Annotated in this window: 23 protein-coding genes; 9 read left to right on the forward strand and 14 right to left on the reverse strand. The window is 71.4% G+C overall.

The annotated features are described in order from the left end of the window. Positions 1-27 precede the first annotated feature (27 nt). On the forward strand, positions 28-657 hold the full coding sequence (locus QSK39_RS38010) for a TetR/AcrR family transcriptional regulator (protein WP_285482643.1): 630 nt from the start codon (positions 28-30) through the stop codon (positions 655-657). Here the strand turns inward: QSK39_RS38010 and QSK39_RS38015 are convergent. Continuing rightward, positions 638-1,285, reverse strand: coding sequence for a TetR/AcrR family transcriptional regulator (locus QSK39_RS38015; protein WP_285482644.1), 648 nt, complete (start codon positions 1,283-1,285; stop codon positions 638-640). The genes QSK39_RS38010 and QSK39_RS38015 overlap by 20 nt on opposite strands. A 44-nt stretch (positions 1,286-1,329) precedes the next feature. Between QSK39_RS38015 and QSK39_RS38020 the strand changes: the two genes are divergently transcribed. Then, positions 1,330-2,739, forward strand: coding sequence for an FAD-dependent monooxygenase (locus QSK39_RS38020; RefSeq protein WP_285482645.1), 1,410 nt, complete (start codon positions 1,330-1,332; stop codon positions 2,737-2,739). A 1-nt stretch (position 2,740) separates the two neighbouring features. Here the strand turns inward: QSK39_RS38020 and QSK39_RS38025 are convergent, their stop codons facing one another. The 4 genes from QSK39_RS38025 to QSK39_RS38040 form a co-directional block, all read right to left on the reverse strand. Then, positions 2,741-2,917 (reverse strand): hypothetical protein, encoded by a 177-nt coding sequence (locus QSK39_RS38025; protein ID WP_285482646.1) that lies wholly within the window; start codon positions 2,915-2,917, stop codon positions 2,741-2,743. Positions 2,918-3,069: 152 nt separating this feature from the next. Beyond that, entirely contained in the window at positions 3,070-4,005 is a 936-nt protein-coding gene (locus QSK39_RS38030; protein WP_285482647.1) for a CHAD domain-containing protein, read from the reverse strand. 28 nt (positions 4,006-4,033) lie between these two features. Continuing rightward, positions 4,034-5,017 carry a 2,3,4,5-tetrahydropyridine-2,6-dicarboxylate N-succinyltransferase gene (dapD, locus tag QSK39_RS38035; protein ID WP_285482648.1) on the reverse strand — a complete coding sequence of 328 codons (984 nt, stop codon included), beginning with the start codon at positions 5,015-5,017 and terminating at the stop codon, positions 4,034-4,036. 28 nt (positions 5,018-5,045) lie between these two features. Continuing rightward, positions 5,046-5,453, reverse strand: coding sequence for a hypothetical protein (locus QSK39_RS38040; RefSeq protein WP_285482859.1), 408 nt, complete (start codon positions 5,451-5,453; stop codon positions 5,046-5,048). 44 nt (positions 5,454-5,497) lie between these two features. On the opposite strand from QSK39_RS38040, the gene dapE reads away from it, so the two are divergent. Further along, positions 5,498-6,556 (forward strand): succinyl-diaminopimelate desuccinylase, encoded by a 1,059-nt coding sequence (gene dapE, locus QSK39_RS38045; RefSeq protein ID WP_285482649.1) that lies wholly within the window; start codon positions 5,498-5,500, stop codon positions 6,554-6,556. Between the two features lie 17 nt (positions 6,557-6,573). Here the strand turns inward: dapE and QSK39_RS38050 are convergent, their stop codons facing one another. Continuing rightward, positions 6,574-7,143 (reverse strand): hypothetical protein, encoded by a 570-nt coding sequence (locus QSK39_RS38050; RefSeq protein WP_285482650.1) that lies wholly within the window; start codon positions 7,141-7,143, stop codon positions 6,574-6,576. A gap of 238 nt (positions 7,144-7,381) precedes the next feature. On the opposite strand from QSK39_RS38050, the gene QSK39_RS38055 reads away from it, so the two are divergent. Next, positions 7,382-8,179, forward strand: a complete 798-nt coding sequence (locus QSK39_RS38055) for a DUF3152 domain-containing protein (RefSeq protein ID WP_285482651.1) — start codon at positions 7,382-7,384, stop codon at positions 8,177-8,179. Here QSK39_RS38055 and QSK39_RS38060 read toward each other — a convergent pair. The 6 genes from QSK39_RS38060 to QSK39_RS38085 all read right to left on the reverse strand — a co-directional run bounded on the left by QSK39_RS38060 (position 8,176) and on the right by QSK39_RS38085 (position 18,547). After that, positions 8,176-9,228 (reverse strand): chitinase, encoded by a 1,053-nt coding sequence (locus QSK39_RS38060; RefSeq protein ID WP_285482652.1) that lies wholly within the window; start codon positions 9,226-9,228, stop codon positions 8,176-8,178. The two genes, QSK39_RS38055 and QSK39_RS38060, sit on opposite strands and share 4 nt — an antisense overlap. 137 nt (positions 9,229-9,365) lie before the next feature. After that, positions 9,366-10,970: a M28 family peptidase gene (locus tag QSK39_RS38065; protein WP_285482653.1), complete on the reverse strand. Its 1,605-nt coding sequence runs from the start codon at positions 10,968-10,970 to the stop codon at positions 9,366-9,368. Positions 10,971-11,055: 85 nt separating this feature from the next. After that, entirely contained in the window at positions 11,056-13,320 is a 2,265-nt protein-coding gene (locus tag QSK39_RS38070) for a M4 family metallopeptidase (protein ID WP_285482654.1), read from the reverse strand. Positions 13,321-13,633: 313 nt separating this feature from the next. Then, on the reverse strand, positions 13,634-14,899 hold the full coding sequence (locus QSK39_RS38075) for a helix-turn-helix domain-containing protein (protein ID WP_285482655.1): 1,266 nt from the start codon (positions 14,897-14,899) through the stop codon (positions 13,634-13,636). A 74-nt stretch (positions 14,900-14,973) separates the two neighbouring features. Then, a complete protein-coding gene (locus QSK39_RS38080) occupies positions 14,974-17,004 on the reverse strand; it encodes a M4 family metallopeptidase (protein WP_285482656.1) in 2,031 nt (676 codons plus the stop codon). Between the two features lie 250 nt (positions 17,005-17,254). Continuing rightward, positions 17,255-18,547 (reverse strand): helix-turn-helix domain-containing protein, encoded by a 1,293-nt coding sequence (locus QSK39_RS38085; RefSeq protein ID WP_502873347.1) that lies wholly within the window; start codon positions 18,545-18,547, stop codon positions 17,255-17,257. 101 nt (positions 18,548-18,648) lie between these two features. On the opposite strand from QSK39_RS38085, the gene QSK39_RS38090 reads away from it, so the two are divergent. Genes QSK39_RS38090 through QSK39_RS38100 form a run of 3 tightly spaced genes read left to right on the forward strand, consistent with a single transcriptional unit; the run spans position 18,649 to position 21,860 of the window. After that, positions 18,649-20,481 (forward strand): glycoside hydrolase family 9 protein, encoded by a 1,833-nt coding sequence (locus tag QSK39_RS38090; protein WP_285482658.1) that lies wholly within the window; start codon positions 18,649-18,651, stop codon positions 20,479-20,481. 9 nt (positions 20,482-20,490) lie between these two features. Continuing rightward, on the forward strand, positions 20,491-21,276 hold the full coding sequence (locus QSK39_RS38095; protein ID WP_285482659.1) for an LOG family protein: 786 nt from the start codon (positions 20,491-20,493) through the stop codon (positions 21,274-21,276). Next, complete coding sequence (locus QSK39_RS38100; protein WP_285482660.1) at positions 21,276-21,860, forward strand: LOG family protein; 585 nt, start codon at positions 21,276-21,278, stop codon at positions 21,858-21,860. The genes QSK39_RS38095 and QSK39_RS38100 overlap by 1 nt, the downstream gene beginning before the upstream one ends. Here QSK39_RS38100 and QSK39_RS38105 read toward each other — a convergent pair. After that, positions 21,838-22,671, reverse strand: a complete 834-nt coding sequence (locus QSK39_RS38105) for a LysR family transcriptional regulator (protein ID WP_285482661.1) — start codon at positions 22,669-22,671, stop codon at positions 21,838-21,840. The genes QSK39_RS38100 and QSK39_RS38105 overlap by 23 nt on opposite strands. 70 nt (positions 22,672-22,741) lie before the next feature. Between QSK39_RS38105 and QSK39_RS38110 the strand changes: the two genes are divergently transcribed. Together QSK39_RS38110 and QSK39_RS38115 are read left to right on the forward strand one after the other, a co-directional pair. After that, the gene (locus tag QSK39_RS38110) at positions 22,742-23,458 is read left to right on the forward strand and encodes an SDR family oxidoreductase (RefSeq protein WP_285482662.1); all 717 of its coding nucleotides are present in this window, start codon (positions 22,742-22,744) and stop codon (positions 23,456-23,458) included. Between the two features lie 83 nt (positions 23,459-23,541). Then, complete coding sequence (locus QSK39_RS38115; RefSeq protein ID WP_285482663.1) at positions 23,542-23,985, forward strand: peptidase inhibitor family I36 protein; 444 nt, start codon at positions 23,542-23,544, stop codon at positions 23,983-23,985. 7 nt (positions 23,986-23,992) lie between these two features. Here QSK39_RS38115 and QSK39_RS38120 read toward each other — a convergent pair whose 3' ends face one another. Beyond that, complete coding sequence (locus QSK39_RS38120) at positions 23,993-24,667, reverse strand: lysophospholipid acyltransferase family protein (protein WP_285482664.1); 675 nt, start codon at positions 24,665-24,667, stop codon at positions 23,993-23,995. Positions 24,668-24,701: the final 34 nt, after the last annotated feature.

Raw genomic sequence — 24,701 nt, forward strand, 5'->3', positions numbered from 1 at the left:
AATCATACGTATGTACAGTAGCCGTCCATGGCGTCACCCGACACCCGCTCCCAGCTCCTCGACGCGGCGGAGCACCTGTTCGCCGAGCACGGTTTCCGCGGGGCCTCCGTCCGCGCGATCACCGAGCTGGCCGGGGCGAACCTGGCCGCCATCGGGTACCACTTCGGGTCGAAGGCGGAGCTGCTGGCCGCGGTCGTCCGCCGCGTGGTCGAGCCCATCACCACCGCACAGGCCGCCGGTCTCGACCGGCTGCTCGCCCGGACCCCGGACCCGCCGGTCGCCGACCTGGTCGAGGCGTTCGCGGGACCGCTGTTCGACGCGATGCTGGCCGGCGACGAGGGCGGCGCCCGGACGTCCCGGCTGATCATGCGGATCATCGGCGACCCGGCGGAGGAGATGCGCGCCTGGACCGGCTCGGCCGAGGCCGCGGTGCGCGATCGCTACGTGACGGCCTTCGGGTGCGCGTTGCCCGGCCTTTCCGCGGCGGAGCTGTGGTTCCGGATCCGGGGGATCCTCGCCGTGGCGGCCGTGGACCGCGTCGACGTCCACAACGAGCCGGTCCCGGACTGCCCGCCCTCGGGCGAACCGGCCCGGCGCTGGGCGATCACGTTCCTGGCGGCGGCGATGAGTGCGCCGCCTAGTAGTCCCGGCCCGTGAAGCCGCGGTAGACGAACCTCGTCAGCGCCTCGATCGCCTCTTCGTCGGTCGGTGGCGTCCACCCGGCCGGCGCCGGGTCGAGCAGCCACATCCGCGCGAAGCTGTCGACCAGCTGGTACATCATCGCGATCGACAGCTCCGTGCTCGCCGGCAGCCGCATCCCGGCCGCCGTGACGTGCGCCAGGTGGCCGTTGAGGTCCGATGCCTGGGTCGCGCCGAAGCTCGCCAGCGTGCGGGCGAACGCGTCGTTGACCATCGCCGCCTGGTTCAGCGCCTGCATCGTCGACGCGTGTTCCTTGTAGAAGTCCCAGTACTGGGCCACGTGCCAGCGCACCGCCGCCGGATCGCTGAAGTCCGACAGGTGCCCCTCGGTCAGCGCGCTCTCGTCGCCTGACGTCGCGATGTCGGACAGGAGCGACTCAAGCAGCTCTTCCTTGCCCGCGAAGTGGTTATAGAACGACCCCGCGGCGCGGCCCGCCTCGGCGGTGATGTCCGTGATCTTCGTGTTCAGGTAGCCCTTCCGCGCGAACACGCGCCGGGCCGCCGCCTTCAGTGCGGTCTCGGTCTCGGCTGCCTTCTCCTTGCGGTTCACCGCCACCTCCTTGACGCCGGACGCTAGCAGTGTCATTCTGAATCCAGATTCACTGAATTTCAATTCACTGGGAGGACGAGATGGACACTCGGGTGCTGATCGCGGGGGCGGGGCCGACCGGGCTGACGCTGGCCATCGAGCTGGCGCGGCGCGACGTCGCCGTGCGGATCATCGACAAGGCCGAGACGTACTTCGTGGGCTCGCGCGGCGACGGGCTCCAGCCGCGCACGCTGGAGATCTTCGAGGACCTCGGCGTCCTCGACGCGGTGCTCGCGGCGGGGGCCGCGCCGGTGCCGATGAAGATCCACCTCGGCGGCGAGGTCGTCGGCGAGCGGATGATGTTCGACCCGGTCGAGCCGACGCCGGCGAAGCCGTACCCGACCGGCTGGTTCCTCGGCCAGTCGCAGACCGAGGGCATCCTGCGCGACCGGCTGGCCGAGTTCGGCGTGCGCGTCGAGCTGAACACCGCGCTGACCGGTTTCGAGCAGGACGAAGACGGCGTCACGGCCACGCTGAGCACGGGTGAGACCGTCCGCGCCGAGTACCTGGTCGGCGCCGACGGCGGCAAGAGCTTCGTCCGCAAGACGCTGGGGATCGGGTTCGAAGGCAGCACCGACGAGTCGATCCGGATGCTGCTCGGCGACGTCCACGCCGAGGGCCTCGACCGCGCGTACGGCCACTGGTTCGCGGCGCCGGAGGACCCGATGAGCGGCATGATGTTCAGCCCGCTGCCGGGCACCCCGTGGTTCCAGTTCGGCGCGCCGCTCGGCGACGGCGAGCTGGACGTCGAGACGGCCCTGCCCGCGGTCCAGGCCCGGCTCGACGCGCTCAGCGGCGGCACCGTCAAGCTGTCCGACCTGGCCTGGTCGACGGTGTGGCGGCCGAACGTCCGGCTGGCGGCGCGCTTCCGCGACGGCCGGATCTTCCTGGCCGGCGACGCGGCGCACGTCCACCCGCCGACCGGCGGCCAGGGCCTGAACACCGGCGTCGGCGACGGCTACAACCTGGGCTGGAAGCTCGCCGACGGCTCACCCGAGCTGATCGACAGCTACGAGGTCGAGCGCCGGACGAACGCGGCGCGCGTGCTCGGGATTTCGACGGAGCTGATGCAGAAGTACGTCGACGGCGACGAGGACGCGCACAAGCGCGGCGAGGACACCCAGCAGCTGGACATCAGCTACCGCGGCGGCCCGCTGTCCCCGGCCGGCACCGGCGAGCTGCGTCCTGGCGACCGCGCTCCGGACGCGCCGCTCGTCGACGCGAACGGCAAGCGCGTCCGGCTGTTCGAGCTGTTCCGAGGCCCGCACGCGACGGAGCTGGTCTTCGGCGACGGGCCTGCGGAGGGGCACCGGATCCTGCCCGCGGGCAGCGTCGCGACGGGCACCGACCTGGTCGACGAGGGCGGCCACGCGTATGCGGCGTACGAGGCCGAGGGCGGCCGGACGGTGCTGATCCGCCCGGACGGGTACGTCTGGTCGATCACGGCCTGACTCACGACATCCCGCTATGCGTGGAGTTGTCGTAGGTGCCATTCGGCTTGGCGCGGTAGGGGTAGCGGCCGAGCTTCCGCCCCCGCCGCACCCGCCGGCCGGCCAGGACGCCGATCGTGAGGACGATCAGGAGCAGCAGGACCACACCGCCGATGGCCAGGGTCAGCGCGGTCTCCATCGGCCGAGCTTACGGTCGGCGGCCGTCGTCCGGTCAGGCGTGCAGGGCTTGGGTGGCGTCGTCGACGGCGCGAGGTTGCCCGGTCGGATCCGCTGTCAGCCGGGTTCGCGGCGCCGGCCCTCGAGGGTCGCCGAAATGCTCGGTGCGCCCGGTCAGGCGTGCAGGGCCTTCGCGGCGTCGTCGACCGCGGCCCAGGAGGCGCGCCAGGTCGCGCGGGCCTCGGCGCGGCGGGCCAGCTCGCGCTCGGCGATCCGGCCGGCGACGAAGCCGACCTCGCCGTCCGCCGTGTCCAGCACCGTGCGCATCCGCTCGGCCGCGATCACCGCGTCCTGGTGGTCGCCGAGCACCGTCTGGAAGTCCCGCGTCGCCTTGATCAGCTTCTTGATCCGCTTGGCCCGCTTCTTCTTCGCCGAGGTCTGGGCCAGCTCGGCGGCGTAGCGCAGCTTCTTGCCGTGGATGCGCAGGGCGTGCAGGTCGTCGTCCGGCGGGTTGGCGGGCAGCGCGCGGACAGCCTTCGAGAGCTTGCGGTGGGGCTTCGCCAGTCCGGCGACCAGGTCGTGGCGCTCTTCCGCCGCCGGCGAGGCCGGCTGGCCCCGGGTCAGCAGGCTGACCTCCTGCAGCAACGTCGAGTAGCGCGCGCTCGACAGCGCCCGGGTCAGCCGCCGTTTCGCCGCGGCGCGTTCGGTGACGAACAGGGACACCAGCCGGCGCCCGGCGGGCTGGTCGCGGACCTCGAAGTCGGCGAGGACCTCGCGCAGGTGCCCGATCAGGACGTCGTGGTCGCGCACCTCGCCGAGCGACTGCCCGAGCCAGCCCAGCTCCGCGCGCACCGGCTCGGCGCCGTCGCCGACCAGCCGCCCGGACAGCTTGAGCACGCTGCGCATCCGCCGCAGGGCCACGCGCATCTGGTGCAGGTCCTCGGGATCCGCCCCTGAGCGCGTACCCGGTTCGTACGCGAGCAGGGCGCGGATCTCCCGGTCGAGCTTGGCCCGCACGTGGTGGACCGCCGGATCCGCCGGGCCCGCCTCGACCGGAAGTTCCGGCAGGCCCAGCTCGGCCGGGGTACGAGGCAACGATTCGGTGGTCACCCCATGAATACTAAGTGAATTCCGCCGCTCAGTCGTTCGCGTGCAGGATCGAGTTCAGCTCGACGCCGGACCCGGTGCGCGGCACGACCTCGACCGCGCCGGTGCCCGAATTGCGGCGGAAGACCACGCCCGAAACGTTGTTGAGCTCGCGGGCCTTGACGACCTTGCCGTCGACGACGACCTTCGTCCCCGCGGTCACGTACAGCCCGGCCTCGACGACCGTGTCGTCGCCCAGCGAGATCCCGACGCCGCCGTTCGCGCCGATCAGGCAGCGCTCACCCAGCGAGATCGTCTCCTTGCCACCACCGGAGAGCGTGCCCATGATCGACGCGCCGCCGCCGACGTCCGAGCCGTCGCCGACCACCACGCCGGCCGAGATCCGGCCCTCGACCATCGACGCGCCGAGCGTGCCGGCGTTGAAGTTCACGAAGCCTTCGTGCATCACCGTCGTGCCGGACGCCAGGTGCGCGCCGAGCCGGACGCGGTCCGCGTCGCCGATCCGGACACCGGCCGGCACCACGTAGTCGACCATCCGCGGGAACTTGTCGACGCTGTAGACGGTCACCGCGCCCCGCGAGCGCAGCCGCAGCCGCGTCGTCTCGAAGCCCTCGACCGGGCACGGGCCGTGGTTGGTCCAGACGACGTTCGCCAGCAGGCCGAAGATGCCGTCGATGTTCTGGCCGTGCGGGCGGACCAGCCGGTGCGAGAGCAGGTGCAGCCGCAGGTAGATGTCGTGCGTGTCCGCCGGCGCGTCGGCGAGCTTGCCGATCGTGGTGCGGACGGCGACGACCTCGACCCCGCGGTCGGTGTCCGGGCCGAGCAGCGCCGCGGCGGCCTCGCCGAGCACCTCCGCGGCCTCTTCCTTGCTCAGCCGTTCCGTGCCCGCGGTGCCGCCGTCGGTCAGCTTCGGCTGCGGGTACCAGGTGTCGAGGACCGTCCCGTCGGTCGCGACGGTGGCCAGCCCGACGCCGCTGGCGCCGGTCGTTTCGGGGTTCGGGCTCTGCTCGCTCACGGCCCACACGGTAGTCGAGTGAGCTGGATCAACCAGTCGTGGGCCGGGCGTCGACCTGCTTCTTCAGGCCCGACAGAGCAGCGGCGACGTCGACCAGCGCCTGCGTGCAGGGGCCGCCGGCGTCGGGCACGGTCGTGCACCCGGCGCCGCGGAACGCCTTGACGGCCGTGTCCAGCTTGTCGGCTTCGGCGACCAGCTGCGGGTCGCGGTCGTCCGCGCGCTTGCGGGCCGTGCCCGGGACGTTGGCGACCTCCGTGACGTACTTCTCACAGCCCTTCGGCAGCTGGGTGCGCGGGCTCGCGAAGCACTGGTCGGCGGTCAGCGCGTCCAGCTTCGTCGGGAGCGCGTCCGGCCCGGGTTCGCCGCCCTGCTTGGGGGTCGGGCCGGCTTCGTTTCCGCAGCCGGACAGCACCAGGACCAGCAACGCGCCGCCCACGGCGACCGGGAACCTACGCACACCCTCACGGTAGCGTGCCGGGCATGAGCCTCGACCTGCACGCCGATCCCGTCGACCTGACCGCCGCGCTCGTGGACGTCTTCAGCGTCTCGGGCAGCGAGGCCGAGCTGGCGACGCTCGTGCAGGAAGCGCTCGAGAAGCAGGCGCAGCACCTCGAAGTGGTCCGCAACGGCGACGCGGTCCTCGCGCGCACGAACCTCGGCCGCGCGTCGCGGGTCGTGCTCGCCGGGCACCTGGACACCGTGCCGGAAAACGGCAATCTGCCCTCGCGGCGCGAAGGCGAGTTCCTGCACGGTCTCGGCACGGTCGACATGAAGGGCGGCGACGCGGTGTTCCTGCACCTCGCGGCGACGCTGCCCTCGCCGAAGCACGACGTGACGTTCGTCTTCTACGACAACGAAGAGGTCGAAGCGGTCAAGAACGGCCTCGGCCGGATCGAGCGCGAGCTGCCGGAGTGGCTGGCGGGCGACCTGGCGATCGTCGGCGAGCCGTCGAACGGCGTGATCGAGGCGGGCTGCCAGGGCACGATGCGCGTCGAGCTGCGGCTCGCGGGCAAGCGCGCGCACACCGCGCGGGCGTGGATGGGGGAGAACGCGATCCACGCGCTGGCCGAGCCCCTGCGCCGGCTGGCGGAGTACAAGCCGCGGGTCGTGGACATCGACGGGCTGACGTACCGCGAAGGCCTGCAGGCGACCTCGATCGGCGGCGGCGTGGCGGGCAACGTGGTCCCGGATTCGGCGGTCCTGACGGTGAACCACCGCTTCGCCCCGAACCGCTCACCGGAAGCGGCGGAACAGCACCTGCGCGAGGTGTTCGAGGGGTACGAACTGTCCGTTGTGGACCTGTCCCCGGGAGCATTGCCGGGGTTGTCGGCCCCGGCGGCGGCCGAGCTGGTGGCGGCAGCGGGCGGCCAGGCGGCGGCGAAGCTGGGCTGGACGGACGTGGCCCGGTTCGCGGCGTTGGGGATGCCGGCGGTGAACTTCGGCCCGGGCAACCCGACGTTGGCCCACACGAAGCAGGAGAACGTCCGCACGGCGGAGATCCGCCAGGTGACCGAGGTGCTGCGCAAGTTCCTGTCCTGAGTGGCCGTCGTCTGGGTTCAGGGCGAGCTGCGGACCCTTCGGAATCGGCGGGCCGGCGGCTCTTCGAACGTGCTCCAGGGCGGTGTCCACTCCGCCTGGTCGCACAGCCGGGCCAAGGACGTCTCCTTGATGAGGGGGAAATCGTAGATGTCGTTGATCCTGAGGCCGATGAGATGATCGCGCCGGACGGCGGTGTCGGGATAGCCCATGTCCTTGCGCGCGGCCAGGATGAAGTCGGCGTACAGGCGCATCGTGACGATCGTCGGAGCGTTCTTGAACGCGCCCTGCATGAACCGCTGGAATGCGATGACCGCCTCGTCGGACCCGTAGATCACGATCCAGGTCGAAAATTCCTTGAACTTTTCGAGGAACAGCGGCAGATCTTCCCCTTCGGGAACGTTTGCTCCGATCAGGTCCGAGAGCATGTTCACCATGGGTTTGTAGACTTCGTACTTCTTCTCGTGGAGTCGGTCCTCGAGGTCGCGTATCCGCTGCGCGGTCAGCTCGAAGCGGCGAACGGACTTCGAGGCTCTTCCGGCGATGATCGCCGCGGCAATGACGGGCACGCCGGCGGCGAGGATCGTCACCCACCACTCCTGGTTCGACATTCCGGGCACCTCGCGTCCTCGCATCCGGGATGCGAGGTAGTCGGAGTCCGCTGACCGCCTGTTACGGTCGCGGGCACGCCGTGTGGCCCGTCGCGGCGAGTGGCTGTCGTCACACTAAGGTCTGCTGAGCTGCGGTGACGTACCGTCGCCGGTCTTCGCCGCAACTTTTCTCCGCCGCCGTCCGTATCTCCCGGTGAGGGTGATTCCGGGAGGGACCATGTCGAAAACCGCGAGACGGGCCGCGGCCGTCGCCGTGCTCGCGCTGGCGGTGGTCGGGGCCGTGACCGCGTGTGAGCAGCAGCCCGTCGCCGCGCCCGCGGCCGGGCCCGTCCTCACCGACATCGGGGACGCCACCGCTCTTCCGCCGCCGCCCGGCGAGCAGCCGCCACGGCCGGTGACGCAGGCCGCGCAGCAGATCACCTTCCCGCGGACCGGCTCCGGCCAGTGGATGTTCACCCCGGGCAGCGACGAGGTGGCCGGCACGCAGGGCAAGCTCATGCGCTACCGGATCGCCCTGGAAACCGACATCGACGGCGTCGGGCCGGCCGCCTTCGCCAAGGCCATCCGCGGCATCCTCGGCGACCCTCGCGGCTGGACCGGCGGCGGCGAGTGGCGGCTGCAGGAGGTCGGGCCCGAGGACCCCGCCGACTTCACCATCTACCTGGCCACCCCGGCCAGCCGCGACAAGCTCTGCGGCGGCACCGCGGACAGCTACACGTCCTGCCGCAACGGCAGCAACGTCGTGCTCAACGTCGCGCGGTGGGCCAACGCCGTCCCGAACTACGGCGCCCCGCTGGATGTCTACCGCCAGTACATGGTCACCCACGAGACCGGGCACCGGCTCGGCCACGGCCACGAGCTGTGCCCGGGCGCGGGCCGGCCGGCGCCGGTGATGGAGCAGCAGACGCTCGGGCTGCACGGCTGCGTCCCGAACCCGTGGCCGTTCCCGAACGGCCGCGCGTACGCCGGCCCGTCGGGCGAGTACAACGACCCGATCCCGGCCGGCGACTCCTAGCGGCCCTGCAACGACTTCACGTTGTTGCCGAACGTCCAGCCCTTCGAGCCGTCCCAGTTGATCGACCAGTCCATCAGGCCCTTGATCCCCGGAACCGACCGCCACGCCTGGGAAACCAGGCTCGTCGACATGTACCCGCCACCCGCGCCGGGCTGGGCCGGCAGACCCGGGACCTGCTTGTCGTACGGCACCCGGATCGTCGTGCCCTGGATGACGAGCCCCTGGTTCAGGCACTGCGTCTGCACGGTGAAGCCCTGCACGGTCCCGGCCTGGTACGAATCACCGGAGCAGCCGTACATCGACCCGTTGTAGTACTGCATGTTCAGCCACCACAGCCGGCCGTTGTCCGCGTACTTCTTGATGATCGGCAGGTACGCGCCCCAGATCGAGCCGTACGTGATGCTGCCGCCGGTCACGTACGCCGTCTCCGGCGCCATCGTCAGCCCGAAGTTCGACGGCATCTGCGCGAGCACGCCGTCGATGATCCGGATCAGGTTCGACTGCGACGCCGACAGCGTCTTGATGTTCCCGCTGCCGGTCAGGCCGGTCTCGATGTCGATGTCGATCCCGTCGAAGTTGTACTGCTTCAAAAGAGGCACGATCGTCGCGACGAACTTGTCGGCCACGGCCGACGATGACAGGTCTATACCAGCCGCCGCGCCGCCGATCGACATCAGGAGCGTCGCGCCCGCGGCCTTCGCCGCGCACATCTCCGCGGGCGTCGACACCTTGACGCCGGCGTCCATCCCGTTCTCCCACAACACGGTCCCGTCGGACCGGATCACCGGGAAGGCGGCGTTGATGACGTTGTAGCCGTGCTGGGCCATGCGGCTGTCGGTGATGGGCACCCAGCCCATGCCGGGGTGGACGCCGTTCGCGGCGCCGTCCCAGTTTTCCCAGTACCCCTGCAGGACCTTGCCCGCGGGCCGGGATTTCACCGCGCACGTGTCGGCCTGCACCGCCCCCTGCGCGGGGGCCGGCACGAGCAGCGGGACGGCCAGCACCGCCGCCAGGAGGGTTCCGAAGAAGCGGGTTCTACGACCGGACATACCGGCTCCCATCGTCGTTGAGGGCGAACGCGGCGTGTGACGTCCACGATAGGGAAACCGGGAAAGCGCTGACTACCTACGAACGGGTGGTCTAGACAACCGGGGCGCCTTCGCGGCGAAGGCGCCCCGGTCGGGGGTCAGACGGTCAGCGTCCAGGAGGACAGGTAACCGGTGTCGGCCGGGCCGACGTCGCGCAGCCGCAGCTGCCAGGCACCGTTCGCGGCCTCCGAAGAGGCGTTGACGGTGTAGGTGGTGTCGAGGTTCGGCGTCGAGTCGCTGCTGGAGTTCTTCAGCCGGTACGCCGTGCCGTCCGGGGCGACGAGGTCGAGGACCAGGTCACCGCGGTAGGTGTGGGTGATGTGCACCTCGACCTTGGTGGCGTTGGACGCGTTGCGCGCGCAGCCGCCGACCGTCGCGGTGCTGGTCACCGCGGCACCCGGGTAGTCCGGGATGTCCAGCCGGGTCCCGGTGGTCACCGGCGCGCACGACGACGTCCCGACGCCGAGGGTGAACGACGCCGTGTGGTCGACGCTCGCGCCGTCCGCGGTCACGGTGACCGGGAAGCTCCCGGTCGGGGTCGAAGCCGACGTCGTGATGGTCAGCGTCGAGGACCCGCCCGACTGGACGGTCGCCGGGCTGAACGACGCGGTCGCGCCCGAGGGCAGGCCCGAAGCCGACAGCGAGATCGACTGCGCGCTGCCGGACGTCGTCGCGGTGCTCACCGCGACCTGCAGCGACTGTCCGGGTTGGACGGTCCCGGCCGTCGGGTTCAGGCTCACCGAGAAGTCGTTGCCCTGCGTGGTCGCGACGGCCAGCTTCCACAGCGCGTACCCGATCGCGTCGGAGTTCTTCTCCAGCGGGGTGTCCGGGATGTTCGACGTGGTGTCGCACGCGCGGTGGTAGCAGTTGTCGAACGCCGCACCCGCGGTGCCGCCCCACTTCTGCGCCTGCGCCGAGCTCTTGATGTCGCCGGCGCCGGTGGCCAGGCCGCCGACCGGGATGCCCGCGCTCTTGAACGACGCGTGGTCGGACCGGCCGTCGCCTTCGCTGTCGCCCTCGGTCTGGATGCCGATGGACGAGAAGTACTCGTCGAAGATCGCCTTGACCGAAGCGACGTCGTCGTAGACGAAGTAGCCCCAGTTCTTCGAGCCGATCATGTCGAAGTTGAGGTAGGTCTTGATCTTCGTGCGCTCGCTGCTGGGCAGGTTGTTGACGTAGTACTTCGAGCCGACCAGGCCGGACTCTTCGTCGGCCCACCAGGCGAAGCGGACGCGCTTGGCCATCGCGGGGTTGGTGCGGGCCAGCGTCAGCGCGGTCTCGAGGATCGACGCGCTGCCGGAGCCGTTGTCGTTGATGCCGGGGCCGGCGCTCACGCTGTCGAGGTGCGCGCCGAGCATGATGACCTGGCTCGCGTCGCCCTGCGGCCACTCGGCGATCAGGTTCTGCGACTGCCCGATGCAGCTGGTGCACGTCTGGCGGGTCGTCGTGAAGCCCGCGTTCTTGAGCAGGTTTTCCACGTAGGTCACGGAAGCCGCGTAGCCGGCGCCGCGCGGCGAACGCGTGCCGCCGTTGTTGTTCGCGATGGTCTGCAGCTGGTTGAGGTGGGTCTTGATGTTGGCCAGCGAGATGTCCGGCGCGGCGAGCGCCGTGGCGGGCGCGGCGGTGGCCGCTGGCGCGCTGACAACGCCCAACACGGCGGCGAGGGCGGTAACCCCGGCGCCGAGGCGAGTTTTCCACTTCATGGCGGTGAGTTCCTTCGATGGGGGTTGGGGAGAACGGCCGTGAAGGCCGCACCGGGCTGGTGCGGCCTTCACGGGGTGGGGCGTGCTACACGGTCAACGTCCAGGAGGACAGGTAACCGGTGTCGGCGGGGCCGACGTCTCGGATGCGGAGCTGCCACGCGCCGTTCGCGGCTTCCGAAGAAGCGTTCACGGTGTAGGTGGTGTTGATGTTCGGCGTCGAGTTGGAGCTGGAGTTCTTCAGCCGGTAGGCGGTGCCGTCCGGCGCGACCAGGTCGAGGACCAGGTCACCGCTGTAGGTGTGGGTGATGTGCACCTCGACCTTGGTGGCGTTCGACGCGTTGCGCGCGCAGCCGCTGACGGTGTTGGTGCTGCTGACCGCGGCACCCGGGTAGTCCGGGATGGTCAGCTGGGTCCCGTTGGTCACCGCGGCGCACGAGCCCGTGGTCCCGACGCTCAGCGTGTACTGCGCCGTGTGGTCGGTGCTCGCCCCGTCGGCGGTGACGGTGATCGGGTAGCTGCCGGTCGGCGTCGACGTCGTCGTCGCGATGGTCAGCGTCGAGGTGCCACCGGACTGGATGGTGGCCGGGCTGAACGACGCGGTCGCACCGGCCGGCAGGCCCGAGGCGGACAGCGTGATCGACTGCGCCGCGCCCGAGGTGATCGCGGTGCTGAGGGTGGTGGTCGCCGAGGCGCCCGGCTGCACGGAACCCGAAGCCGGGTTCAGCGCGACGGAGAAGTCCGGCCCGCCACCGCTGCACGAGGTCGGCTCACCGGTCGCGGTGGTGACGGAGACGGCGTCCCACGCGGCCTTGGTGGCGTTGTATTCGGTGCAGCTGCCGGGGAAGAGCGCGATCGCGGCTTCGAGGGTCGCCTTGCGGGCGGCCTTGTGGTTCCACGACGAGGTCTTCTTCAGCAGGCCGTTGTAGAAGATCTTGCCGGCCTTCTGGATGCCGACCCCGGTGACGCTGGAGTTGTTGCAGGTCGGGCTGTTCGGCTTGCCGCCACCGGGCGCGGACCCCTCGGCGAGCAGGTAGAACCAGTGGTTCTGCGGGCCGGCCGCCGCGTGCACCTCGGTGCTCGGGATCGACGACGAGTAGCAGTTCGGGTCGCCGACCAGCGACGGCTGGTACATGTAGCGGATCGGGCCCTGGCCGACCAGGTTGACGCCTTCGCCGACCTGGTAGTCCGGGACGTCCTTCGGGTTGTTGGCGTACGCCTCGGTCAGCGCGCCGAAGATGTCCCCGGTCGACTCGTTCATGCCGCCGTTCTCGTTGCCGGAACCGGCACCGCCCGGGGTGAACTGGAAGATGCCGTGCCCGAACTCGTGACCGACGACGTCCATCGAGGTGGCCTGGCGCTGGTTGTCCTGCGAGTGCCCGAAGTGGGTCGAGGAGCCGTTCCAGTAGGCGTTGACGTCACTCAGGCCGACGGACGCCGGGTAGCCGGTGCCGCTGCCGTTGATGCCGTTGCGGCCCAGCCAGTCGGCCAGCATCTTCCACTCGGTCTGCACGCCGAAGAGCGTGTCGACGCAGGCGGTTTCGAGGTCCGTGCCGGTGCCGTTGCCCCACGCGTTGTCGGGACCGCTGTAGACGGAACCGCCTTCACGGCCGCAGCTGATGCCGGTGCGGCCCGGGTCGCGCAGGGTGTACGTGCTGCCGGACTGGGTGGTGTCGATCGAGACGTTGCCGACGTAGTAGCTGTTGCCGGTGCCGGCGACGTTCACCGTGCTCGGCTGGGCTTGGGTGCGCGCCCCGGAGGCGAACGTCTTGACGTCGTCCCGCTTGTCGAGGATCGCGCCGGTGGCGGCGTCGACGAACACGTGCAGGTTGCTCGGCGCGGTGGCGGTGCGCCCGGCGACGACGACCTCGTAGGCGAGCTTCGGGCTCGCCCCGGCCAGCACGACCTTCTCCGGCGTGCTCACACTGTCCACAGTGGGCAGTTGAGCGCGCGCGGTGGCCGCGGCCTTCGCGGCGTCGAGCGCGGCCTGCGTCCCGACGGTGATGGCCGCGGTCTCGGCGGCGCTGGTGCCGCGGACGCGCCCGGCGCCGTCGGCGACGACGACCGCGTCCCCGCCCACGACCCGCAGGCCCTGGTAGGTCCGCTGGTAGGCGCCGTAGAACAGGCCGCCGCCACCGGCGGTGAGCCCGACGCGCTGGAACGATTCGGCCGGCCCGCGCTTGAGTGCGTCGAGCCCGCTTGCGGCCGCTTGGTCGGCGGCGCGAGCGGCGGCCACGTCCGGGGCGGCGGGCTGGGCCGCCGGGGTCGCGCTGGCCGGTGCCACCGGCAGCGCGAGTGTCATGGCGAGCCCGGCGGCGGCCGCCAAGCCCGTTCTGAACCCACGATGGGTCATCGAAGTCTTCCTTCCACGAAGGCAGGACGAGGGGAGCGGTGCGGGGAAAAGGGGGACGTGTCCGGTGTGCTAACAGCAGGTATGCGTCCGGACGCATCCGAGTAAAGGATCAGCGGATCGGGGCGTCAATGCGCCGAACGGACCAACACCGCGTTCCGGATTCGCCGGTCAATTCGTACAAACCCCGCCCGTGCTGGGGATTCTCCGCGCATTCCGCACCGGAACGACTTTCGTAGGGACTGTTCCGGACACCATCCGAACGCCGGAAGCTCTCGATCACCGGGAATCGTTAGTACTGCTCAGGAAAACGATGTCAGTCGGCTTCGGCGCCCAGCGCGAGCAGCCCGTTCCGCAGCACGTTCGCGGCCTCTTCCGCCCGCCCGGTCTCACCCAGGAGCACGCTCAGCGTCCGCAAAGCGCGCGCCAGCACGCCCCGCGCCCCGAGCCCGGTGGCGAGCTCGACCGCCGCTCGCAGGTACTCCGCCGCACCCCGGGCGTCGCCGCGGGCGCGCGCCAGCGACCCCAGCTGCAACCGCAGCTCCGCCGCCAGCGCCGTGCCCGCCACGACGGCCGGGCGGACCTGGTCGAGCAACGCGCCCGCCGTCTCCAGCCGGCCCGCGGCCAGGTACTCCGCCGCCAGCTCGACCGTGATCGCCGGGACGTCGGCCGGCCACGCCGTTTCCCGCGCCGCGCCGAGGTCGGCCAGCGCGCCCTCGACGTCGCCCGCGCGACCGCGGACCCGGGCCCTGGCCAGCAGGCAATGCGCCATCGCGGGGTGCAGGGCGCGTTCCTGCATGAGGTCGTAAGCCGCGGCGACGGACGCGGCCGCGTCGGCGAACCGGTCGGCCGCCAGGTGGCTGCGGCACACCTCGACGTGGCTGCGGGTCAGCTCGGCCAGCACCGCCGGGCCGCCCCGGGTGAGCCGCAGCGCGGACTCGGCGTACTCCGCGGCCCGCTCCAGGTCGCCCTGGCGCAGGTGCCGCTCGGCGAGGCACGCCCGCAGCGTCAGCAGCATCGACGGCTGCGGGTACCCGTCGCGCAGGAGCTCCGCGTGGCAGGTTTCCAGCAGGTGCAAGGAATACTGCGCCTCGCCCCAGTCGCTCAGCACCGCCGCGCGCAGCGGCACGACCATCGCGCGCACCGGCGGCGGCTCGCCCGACAACACCGTCTCGGCTTCCGCGACGTACTTCGTGCGGACGTCGCCGGTGGAGTACCCGGCCAGCCACAGCAGCGCGATGCCCGCCTGCCGCGGCCGGTCGAGGCGTTCGGCACGGCGCCGGATCCGCTGCATCCGCGGGGTCGCGCGGCGGGCGTCGCCGGCCAGGAACCGGTCCGCCGTCTCGATCAGCTCGAGGTCGAGTTCCAGGAGCTCCCGGGGTGAGCTGCCGCCGAGCAGCTCGTCCGGGTCGATGCCGAGCTGCTGGGCGAAGAACCGCAGCGCGTCGCCCGACGGTGTCCGCGCGCCGGTCTCGACCGACGACACGTACGCCGCGGAGTACTGCGGCCCGGCCAGTTCGCGCTGCGTGAGCCCGCGCTCGATGCGCAGCTCACGCAGGCGTTCACCGACGCTGTCGCTCACTCGGCCCGCCTTTCCACCGGTTCAGGGTAGGCCGCGTGGCGGCGGGGGAGTCGCCCGCCGCCACGCGACCGGGCTCAGCAGGCGCCGCCGTCGCTCCACACGGCCCACGAGGTGGGCGCGCCGGGCTCGGCACCGGTCGAGTACCACAGGGACGTCCACTTGTGACCGTTGTGGCCGACGACGTCGTTGGGCACGTAGGCCTTCGCGGAGTCCCACTCGGCGAGCCCGGCGCAGCCGGTCGGCGGGGTGCCGGTGCCGACGGTGAGCGAGAACTGCGCGGTGTGGTCGGCGTCGGTGCCGTCGCCGGTGACCGTCACCTGGCTGGTGCCCTGCGGGGTGGTCGCCGAGGTGGTGATGGTCAGCGTCGACGTGCCGCCGGACTGGACGCTCGCCGGGCTGAAGGTCGCCTTGGCGCCTTCGGGGAGGCCGGTCGCCAGCAGCTGGACCGCCTGGGCGTTGCCCGAGGTGATCTGCGTGCTCACCGTCGTGGTCGCGGTCTGTCCGGGTTGGACGGACGCGGACGACGGCGAGAGCGTCAGCGAGTAGTCGTTGCCGGCCGGCGGCTGGCCGCTGCAGGACGGCTCACCGCTGACGGCCGGCACGCTCACCGCGTCCCAGGCGGCCTTCGTGGCGTTGAACTCGGTGCAGCTGCCCGGGAAGAGCGCGATCGCGGCTTCGAGGGTGGCCTTGCGGGCCGCCTTGTGGTTCCAGGAGGACGTCTTCTTGAGGAGTCCGTTGTAGAAGATCTTGCCGGCCTTCTGGATGCCGATGCCGGTTACGGTGGAGCCGTTGCACGTCGGGCTGGCCGGCGAGGCGTTGCTGCCCTGGGAAAGCAGGTAGAACCAGTGGTTCTGCGGGCCCGCGGCGGCGTGCACCTCGGTGCTGGGGATCGACGCCGAGTAGCAGTTCGGGTCGCCGACCTGGCTCGGGTTGTACATGTAGCGGATCGGGCCCTGGCCGACGAGGTTGACGCCTTCGCCGACGGTGAAGTCCGGGCGGTCGACGGGGTTGTTGGCGTACGCCTCGGTGAGCGCGCCGAAGATGTCGCCGGTGGACTCGTTGAGGCCGCCGTTCTCGTTGCCGGAACCGGCGCCGCCCGGGGTCGTCTGGAAGATCGCGTGCCCGAACTCGTGGCCGACGACGTCCATCGGCGTCGCCTGGCGGCGGTTGTCCTGCGAGTGCCCGAAGTGGGTCGAGGAGCCGTCCCAGTAGGCGTTGACGTCGTTGAGGCCGACGCTCGCGCGGAAGCCGCCGCCGGCGCCGTCGATGCCGTTGCGGCCGAGCCAGTCGCCGAGCATCTTCCACTCGGTCTGGACGCTGTAGAGCGTGTCGACGCAGCCGGTCTCGAGGTCGGTGCCGGAGCTGTTGCCCCAGGTGTTGGTGCTCTTGGTGAAGATCGAGCCGCCTTCGCGGCCGCAGGCGATGCCGCGGCGGGCCGGGTCGGTCATCGAGTAGGAGCTGCCGGAGCCGGACGTGTCGATCGAGACGGTGCCGGCGTAGTAGGAGTTGCCGGTGCCGGCTTCGCGCACGTCGTCGCGGGTGTCGAGGACCTTACCGGTGGCGCTGTCGACGAAGACGTGCAGCTTGGTCGGCTTGGTCTTGGTGTGGCCGGAGACGACGACATCGTAGGCGAGCTTGGGGGCGTCTCCGGCGAGGACGACGAGCTTCGGCGCGGTCGTGGTGTCTACTGTGGACACCTGGGCCTTGGCGATCGTGGTGGCCTGCTCGGCTTTGAGTGTGGCTTGGGTGTTCACGGCGATGGGCGCGGTGGGGGCGGCTTCGGTGCCGCGGACGCGCCCGGCCCCGTCGGCGACGACGACCGCGTCCCCGCCGACGACCGGCAGGCCGTGGTAAGTGCGCTGGTAGGAGGCGTAGTAGAGCCCGCCGCCACCCGGGGTGACCCCGGTGCGGACGAAGGCCTCCCCGGCGCCCTTGGCGAGCCGGTCGGCGCCGCTGAGGGCGGCCTGGTCGGCGGCGCGGGCGGCGAGCGCCTCGGGCGGGGTGGCGGCGGGCGTCGTGGGTGCGGCAGCGATGGCCGGGATCGCCGGCACCGCGAAGGTCAGGGCGAGGCCGGCGATCGCCGCCAGCCCTCGTGGGGATCTCATGGGGAACCTTTCCGGGGACACGGGGAGTGTGTCCAGTGCGATAACTGGTGTTATTGCGCCGGACGCGTCCGAGTAAAGGTTCCGGTCGCCGGTCGGTCAATGGGCCGAACGGCGTAGTGGAGGCTCGCGAAGATCACGACGTTCCGCGCGAAACCGCAGGAAAGGGGGGAGTTGCTGACTGGTCTGAACCAATTCACCAACTTTGGTAGGAAACTTCCCCTGTCCGGACCGCCACGCCCGCAGGTCCGGGTCAGGTGTCGGGGGCGGCGGCGGAGTCGAGGCCGCGTTGGTAGGCCTTGATCGCTTCGTCGAGATGACCACGTTGTCGGAGGACGTCACCCAGCCGCAGGGACGTCGAGACCGCCGCGCCGTGCAGGGATGCCCGCGTCTGGATCTCCGCCGCCTCGCGCAGCAGGCGCGTCGCTTCGGGGAGGTCGCCGCGGGACTGCGCGACCTGACCCAGCAGTCCGGTCGCCTCGCCCAGGGACTCCACGTCGCGGGCCAGCAGCGGCCAGACCTCCGACACCAGCGACGCCGCCTCGTCCGGTGCCCCCTGGCGCAGCCGGACCTCGGCCAGCTCCAGAGTCGCCCCCGCGACGCCTTCGTCCGAACCGATCGCCGCCAGCTGGTCACGGGCCGACGTCAGCTCCGCGCGGGCCTCGTCCAGCCGGCCGAGCCGGCGCAGCAGGTACCCGCGCGCCCAGCGGCAGCGGGCCGCGTCGCGGTCGAACCCCACCGACGCGAACAGGCGGCACGCCTCGATCAGGTCCTGCTCCGCCCGCTCGGACTGCCCGGTCGCCTGCCACACCTGAGACGCCTGGCGGTGGAACCGCGCGACGAAGTCCGGCCGCGAAGCCGCCCGGGCCAGGCGGACGCCGTCGAGTGCCGCGCGCTGGGCCCGGTGCAGCCCGCCCATCTCCATCAGCGGGTGGATCAACGCGCTGAGCAGGCACAACTCGGCATCGGGGTCGAGGTCCGGGGAGGTCAGCGCCGATTCGACGCGCGCGATCGCCGCGCCCGCGTCACCGCTGAGGTATCGGCAGCCCGACCAGCGGTGCACGATCATCGCCCGCAGCCACGGCGGCGCGGCCGTGGCCAGCTCCGCAGCGTGTTCCAGCTCCTTCTGCGCGCCTTCGACGTCGAAGAGCTGCCACTTCACCTCGGCGGCGCAGAACCGCGCGTAGCACTCGACGTCGTCAAGGCGGTAGCCCGCGGCCTGCTTCCCGACCAGGGCGAACCGGTCGGTCGCGAGCGCGACCCGGCCCTGTTCGAGGTCGCGGTAGCCCTCGTCGAGGGCCGCGCGCAGCTCGTCGGCGACGCCGGGCGGGCGGCCGAACCGCAGGTCGTCGACGCTCAGGCCGAGCCGCCCCGCCAGGTAGGCCAGCATCTCCTCCGACGGCGGCCGGCTGCCGGTCTCGACCTTCGCCAGGAACCCGCGGTCGTACCCCGGTTCGGCCAGCTCGCGCTGGGTCCAGCCCCGGTCGGTGCGCAGCCGCCGGATCCGCGCGCCGAGCGGTTCGGTCATCTCCCCACGGTAGGTCATCGGCACCGAAGCCGGGGAAACGGACATATTGACGCCCCGCCCGCGCCGGGATAGCGTTCTCGCGCTAAATAGGAAACTTTCCTAACAAAGTGGAGCCGATCATGCGCCTGCTTCCCCTCGCGACGGCGGCCGCGCTCGCAGTGCCCCTCGCCGCGACGCCCGCCGAGGCAGCGACTCCGGCCGAGGTACGCGTCGACCAAGTCGGCTACGCGCTGGGCGAGGCGAAGCACGCGTACCTGCTCGGCGGCGCCGAGGGGAAGTTCACCGTCGTCGACGAGCGCGGCCGCACGGTCCGCGAAGGTCGCACGGGCGCGAGCCTCGGCGCCTGGAACGCGAGCTACGGCAAGGTGTTCGATCTCGACCTGTCCACTGTGGATCGCCCGGGTACCTACCGCGTCAAGGCCGCCGGAGCGACGTCGCCGCCGTTCCGGATCGACACCGCGCGCCGGCTGTTCCGCCCGCTCGTGCGCGCGACCACCGAGTTCTTCCAGGCCCAGCGCGACGGCCACGACGTCGTCCCCGGCCGTCTCGACCGCAAGCCGTCGCACCTGGCGGACCGGAAGGCGACCGTCTACGCCGAGCCGAAGTTCGCGGGCGAGGGCGGTGACGAAATCGTCGAACCGCTGCAGCCGCAGGGCGGCCCGGTCGACGTCGAAGGCGGCTGGGTCGACGCCGGCGACTTCGTCAAGTTCACGTCCAACACCGCGTATTCGCTGGCCGAGCTGGGTTTCGTGCTGCGCGACGACCCCGATCCGGTGCTGGCGAAAGAGGTCCGCTTCGGCCTCGACTGGCTCGACAAGATGTGGGACGGCCGGACCAGGACCCTCTACGCCCAGGTCGGCATCGGCACCGGTAGCGAGGAGTTCGGTTTCCTCGGCGACCACGACGTCTGGCGCGAGCCGCAGGACGACGACGCGCTGACCGTGAAGCCCGGCGACCCCGCCTACTTCGTCAAGTACCGCCCGGTGTTCCCGGCCGCCCCCGCGGGCGCGCCGCTGTCCCCGAACCTCGCCGGCCGCGTCGCCGCGGCCTTCGCGCTCGGCGCGCAGGTCCAGGCCCACCGCGACCCGCGCCTGGCCCGGCACTACCTGAGCGAGGCCGCGGCGGTGTTCGCCCAGGCCAAGACGACCGACGTCGGCGAGCTCGTCAGCGCGTTCCCGCACGCGTACTACCCGGAGTCGTCCTGGGAGGATGACCTGGAGCTGGGCGCGACGCAGCTCGCCTTGGCGGCGCGCGCGTTGAAGGACCCGCGCGCGAGCGGCTGGGCCCGCGACGCGACGAAGTGGGCGAAGGCGTACATCGGCAGCGACGACACGAGCACGTTGAACCTCTACGACACCAGCGCGCTCGCCCACGCCGACCTGGCCGGGCTGCTCCGCACCGGCGTCCCGGGTGCCGCGCTCGGCGTCCGCGAGCTGGCCGCGGACCTCCGCCGTCAGCTGGACGCGGGGGTCGAGGCGGCGAAGAAGAGTCCATTCCGGACCGCGGTCGACGTCACCGACTTCGACGCCGCCAGCAAGAGCTTCGGCTTCGCGGCCACCGCGCGGCTCTACCAGCGCGTCACCGGCGACACGCGGTACGCGGCCTTCGGCACGCAGCAGCGTGACTTCACCCTCGGGGCCAACGCCTGGGGAGTGTCGCTCGTGGTCGGCGTCGGAACGACGTTCCCGCAGTGCCCGCACCACCAGGCCGCGAACCTCGCCGGACCTTCGAAAGTGCTGTACGGCGCGGTCGTCAACGGCCCGAACGGCGCGGACAACTTCGCCGATCTCCCGTTCCCCGCGGGCGCGAAGGAATGCACCCGTCCGTATGAATCCTTCGACGGTCAGGGAAGTCGTTACGCCGACGACCTGAGTTCATGGCCCAGTAACGAGCCCGCCATCGACTTCACCTCCACGGCCCTCTTGGCATTTTCGCTGGCGGGCAGGTCGTAGCATGACGAGGTGAGCGAACAGTCTGAATTCCCCGACGGCCAATATCCCGAGCGCCCGGTCGAGCGCCAAAAGGGCCCGGTGGTGCTGCGCGGTGACCGCCGTGACCAGGGCAGCACGACCGACCAGCGGCTGCTCGACTCGCGCGGGCCCACCGACTGGGTGCACACCGACCCGTGGCGCGTCCTGCGGATCCAGGCCGAGTTCGTCGAGGGCTTCGGCGCGCTCGCCGAGGTCCCGCGCGCGGTCACGGTGTTCGGCTCGGCGCGCACCAAGCGCGACCACCCGGAGTACGAGCTCGGCCGCAAGATCGGCGCCGCGCTGGCCAACGCCGGGTTCGCGGTGATGACCGGCGGCGGCCCGGGCGCGATGGAAGCGGTCAACCGCGGTGCGGCCGAGGCCGGCGGCTTCTCCGTCGGGCTGGGCATCGAGCTGCCGTTCGAGCAGGGCCTGAACCCGTGGGTCGACCTCGGGGTCAACTTCCGGTACTTCTTCGCCCGCAAGACGATGTTCATCAAGTATTCGCAGGCCTTCATCTGCCTGCCCGGCGGCTTCGGCACGCTCGACGAGCTGTTCGAGGCGCTGACGCTGGTGCAGACCAAGAAGGTCACGAAGTTCCCGGTGGTGCTGTTCGGCAGCGAGTACTGGGGCGGCCTCTACGACTGGATCGCCAAGACCGTGCAGGCCGAGGGCAAGGTCAGCCCGCACGACCTGGACCTGCTGCACGTCACCGACGACATCGACGACGCCGTCCGCGTGGTGCAGGAGTCCTACCAGGCTTGGGAGGACACGCACTGATGAGCCGGATCTGTGTGTTCTGCGGCTCGTCCATGGGCTTTTCGCCGCGCTACGCCGAGCAGGCGGCCGCGCTCGGCAAGCTGCTGGCCCAGCGCGGCATCGGCCTGGTCTACGGCGGCGCGAGCGTCGGCACGATGGGCGTGGTGGCGGACGCGGCCCTGGCGGCGGGCGGCGAGGTGATCGGCGTGATCCCCGAGGCGCTGTCGAGCGTCGAGATCTCCCACGCGGGGCTGTCGGAGCTGCACGTGGTGGCGGACATGCACGAGCGCAAGGCCAAGATGGCGGCGCTCTCCGACGGCTTCCTGGCGTTGCCGGGCGGCGCGGGCACGCTGGAGGAGCTGTTCGAGGTCTGGACGTGGGCCCAGCTGGGGCTGCACGGCAAGCCGATCGGCCTGGTCGACGTCGACGGGTACTACGGGCCGCTGGTGACGTTCGCCGACCACATGGTGACCGAGGGGTTCGTCAAGCCGGAGTACCGCGAGCTGCTGATGGTGGACGCGGACCCGGCGGCGCTGCTCGACCGCTTCGCGACGTATGAACCGCCGGCCCCGCCGAAGTGGGCTAAGGGAGCGCCGGGGATCTGACGTCGGTGCTGGCCCGCACGAATGCGGCCACCGCCCGGGACCGCGTCCGGTCGGGCCAGGCCAGCAGCACCGTCGTCCTCGGGGCGTCGAGCACCGGCACGCACACGACGTCCGCGCGCACGTGGCGCCGGGCCGACTCCGGGACCACCGCGACGACCTGGCCCAGTGCCACCAGCTGCAGCAGCTGGCCCGGATCGCGGATCTCAGGACCGTTCACGTCGCTGCCGGGCCACCGCGGGAACGGCTCGCCGTCCAGGTCGGCGAGCACCAGCGCCGCCCGGTCCGCCAGGCGGTGGCCGCGGGCGAGCATCGCCACCTGGTCCTGCTCCAGCAGCAGCTCGGTGTCGAACCCGGCGACGTCGTCGTGCGGGCCGTGGAGGAACGCGAGGTCGACGCGGCCGTCGCGCAGCATGCGGGACTGCTCGCCGATCCCGCCGACGACGATCTCGACCTCGATCGCGTCCGGATCGGCCCGGTAGCCGGGCAGGATCCGCGCGAGCAGGCCGGCGTCGCCGTCGGGCTTCATCGCCACGAGCAGCTTCGGCACGTCCTGCCCCGTGCGCTGCGCCCGGCGCACCGCGGCGTCCACCGCGTCGAGCGCTTTACGGCTCTCCGCAAGGAAAACCGCGCCCGCCGGCGTCAGCGTCACGCCGCGGCTCGTGCGTTCCAGCAGCGTCACGCCCATGCGGCGTTCGAGCTGCTGGATGGCGCGCGACAGCGGGGGCTGCGCCATGCCGAGGCGCTGCGCCGCGCGGCCGAAGTGCAGTTCTTCGGCGACGGCGACGAAATACGCGAGCTCCCGCGTCTCCATACCACCAGAGTATCGGCCGATGCGGCATCGGTGTTGGCCCGCGCGGGCGTCCCGCTGGTGTGCTGGAGCCATGGACGAAATCACTTTGGTCACCGGCGCGAACAAGGGCATCGGCCGCGAGATCGCCGCCCAGCTGGCCGCTCTCGGGCACACCGTCGTCATCGGCGCCCGCAGCGCGGAGCTGGGCGAGAAGGCCGCCGCGGAGCTGGGCACGGATTCGGTGGTGCTCGACGTGACCGACCCGGCGTCGGCTGCCGCGGCCGCCGCGCACATCGAGGAGCGCTACGGCCGGCTCGACGTGCTGGTCAACAACGCGGCCATCAGCCGCCCGCCGGGCACGGACCTGGCGCAGCAGAGCCCCGGCTCGGCCGACCTCGGAACTCTCCGGGCGATCTTCGAGACGAACTTCTTCGGCGTCATCACGGTCACGAACGCCCTGCTCCCGCTGCTGCGCCGCTCGCCAGCGCCGCGCATCGTCAACGTGTCCAGCAGCGCCGCGTCTCTGACGCGCAACGCCGACCTCGCCACGCAGCTGCCCATTTCGGCGGGCTACACCCCGTCGAAGACGGCGTTGACGTCGTTGACCCTGCAGTACGCGAGGGAGCTGCGCCCCGACGGGATCCTGGTGAACGCGGTCTGCCCGGGCTTCTGCGCGACGGACCTGAACGGCCACGCGGGCTTCCGGACCCCGGCCCAGGGCGCGGTGTCGGCGGTGCAGATGGCAACGATCGGGACGGACGGCCCGACGGGCACCTTCGTCGACGACGAGGGCCCGGTGCCCTGGTGACCGGCTAAACCGCCGGGCCGGTCCGCGCGTGGGGACGGCGAAACCCGCTCGCCGAGCGGGCTCGCCGAGCGGGAGGACCAACCATGGCCGAGTCGAGCAACAGCGTGGGCCGGATCGGCCGGCGGGTGCTGGCCGCCCTGACGGTGCCGGTGGCGGCACTCGCCGTCGTCGCCGCTCCCGCCGCTGCCTCGGAAGACGCCGTGACCATGGGGTTCGCCACGGTCAGCAGCTGGGATGCCTGCCCCGAGGGGCGGTTCTGCGCCTGGGAAAACGCGGACGCCACCGGCCACTGGGCGTACTTCAAGACCGAGGACGAAGACCTGACCAAGCCGATCAACGGCTACGTGTTCAACGACAAGTTCAAGTACGCCTACAACCGCAGCGGCAGCCTGTTCGGCCTCTACGAGAACATCCACTACGACGACAACGGCCGCCACCTGCTCATCGCGAGCGGCTGGCGCGGTCCCCTGGCGCCGAAGTACAACTTCGCCGGGATCACCAGCTCCCTGCGCTGGCTGGTTCCGTGAGCGGCGTTCAGGCGACGCCTTCGCTGGGGCGCTTGTGGTACGTGTCCACGTACTCCTGGCCCGAGATCTCCAGGATCTGGTACATCACCTCGTCGGTGACCGAGCGGCGGATCGCCGGCGAGTAGTCCTGGCCCTCGTAGCGCGAGAAGTCCAGCGGCTTGCCGAACGTGATGCTGATCTTGGCGCGCCTCGGGATGCGGGCGCCGTCCGGCTGGAGGCCCTCGGTGCCGGTCAGGGCCACCGGGACCACCTTCGCGCCCGTTGCCAGGGCCAGTGCCGCGACGCCCGTGTGGCCGCGGTGCAGCCGGCCGTCCAGGGAGCGGGTGCCCTCGGGGTAGATCGCGAACACGCCGCCCGCGTCGAGGACCTTGCGGGCCGCCTCCAGGGCGGCCAGTCCGGCCTGGGCGTTGCCGCGCTCGACCGGGATGTAGCCGAGCCCGCCGACGAACCCGGCCATCAGCTTGCCCTTGATGCCCTTGCCGATGAAGTACTCCGCCTTGCCGAGGAACTTGACCTGCCGCGGCGTCGCGAACGTGATCACGCCGGTGTCGAGCGCGGCGCGGTGGTTGGCCGCCAGGAGCACCGGGCCCGTGGTGGGCACGTTCTCCACGCCGTGCACCTCGGGCCGGTACACCGCCCTGGCCAGCGGCCCCAGCACGAACCGGACAAGCAGCGCGATCAAGTGGTCCTCCTCCTCGGGTGCGGTGACACCAGCA

Source organism: Amycolatopsis sp. NBRC 101858 (genome assembly GCF_030269325.1).
GTDB classification, from domain to species: Bacteria; Actinomycetota; Actinomycetes; order Mycobacteriales; family Pseudonocardiaceae; genus Amycolatopsis; species Amycolatopsis ponsaeliensis.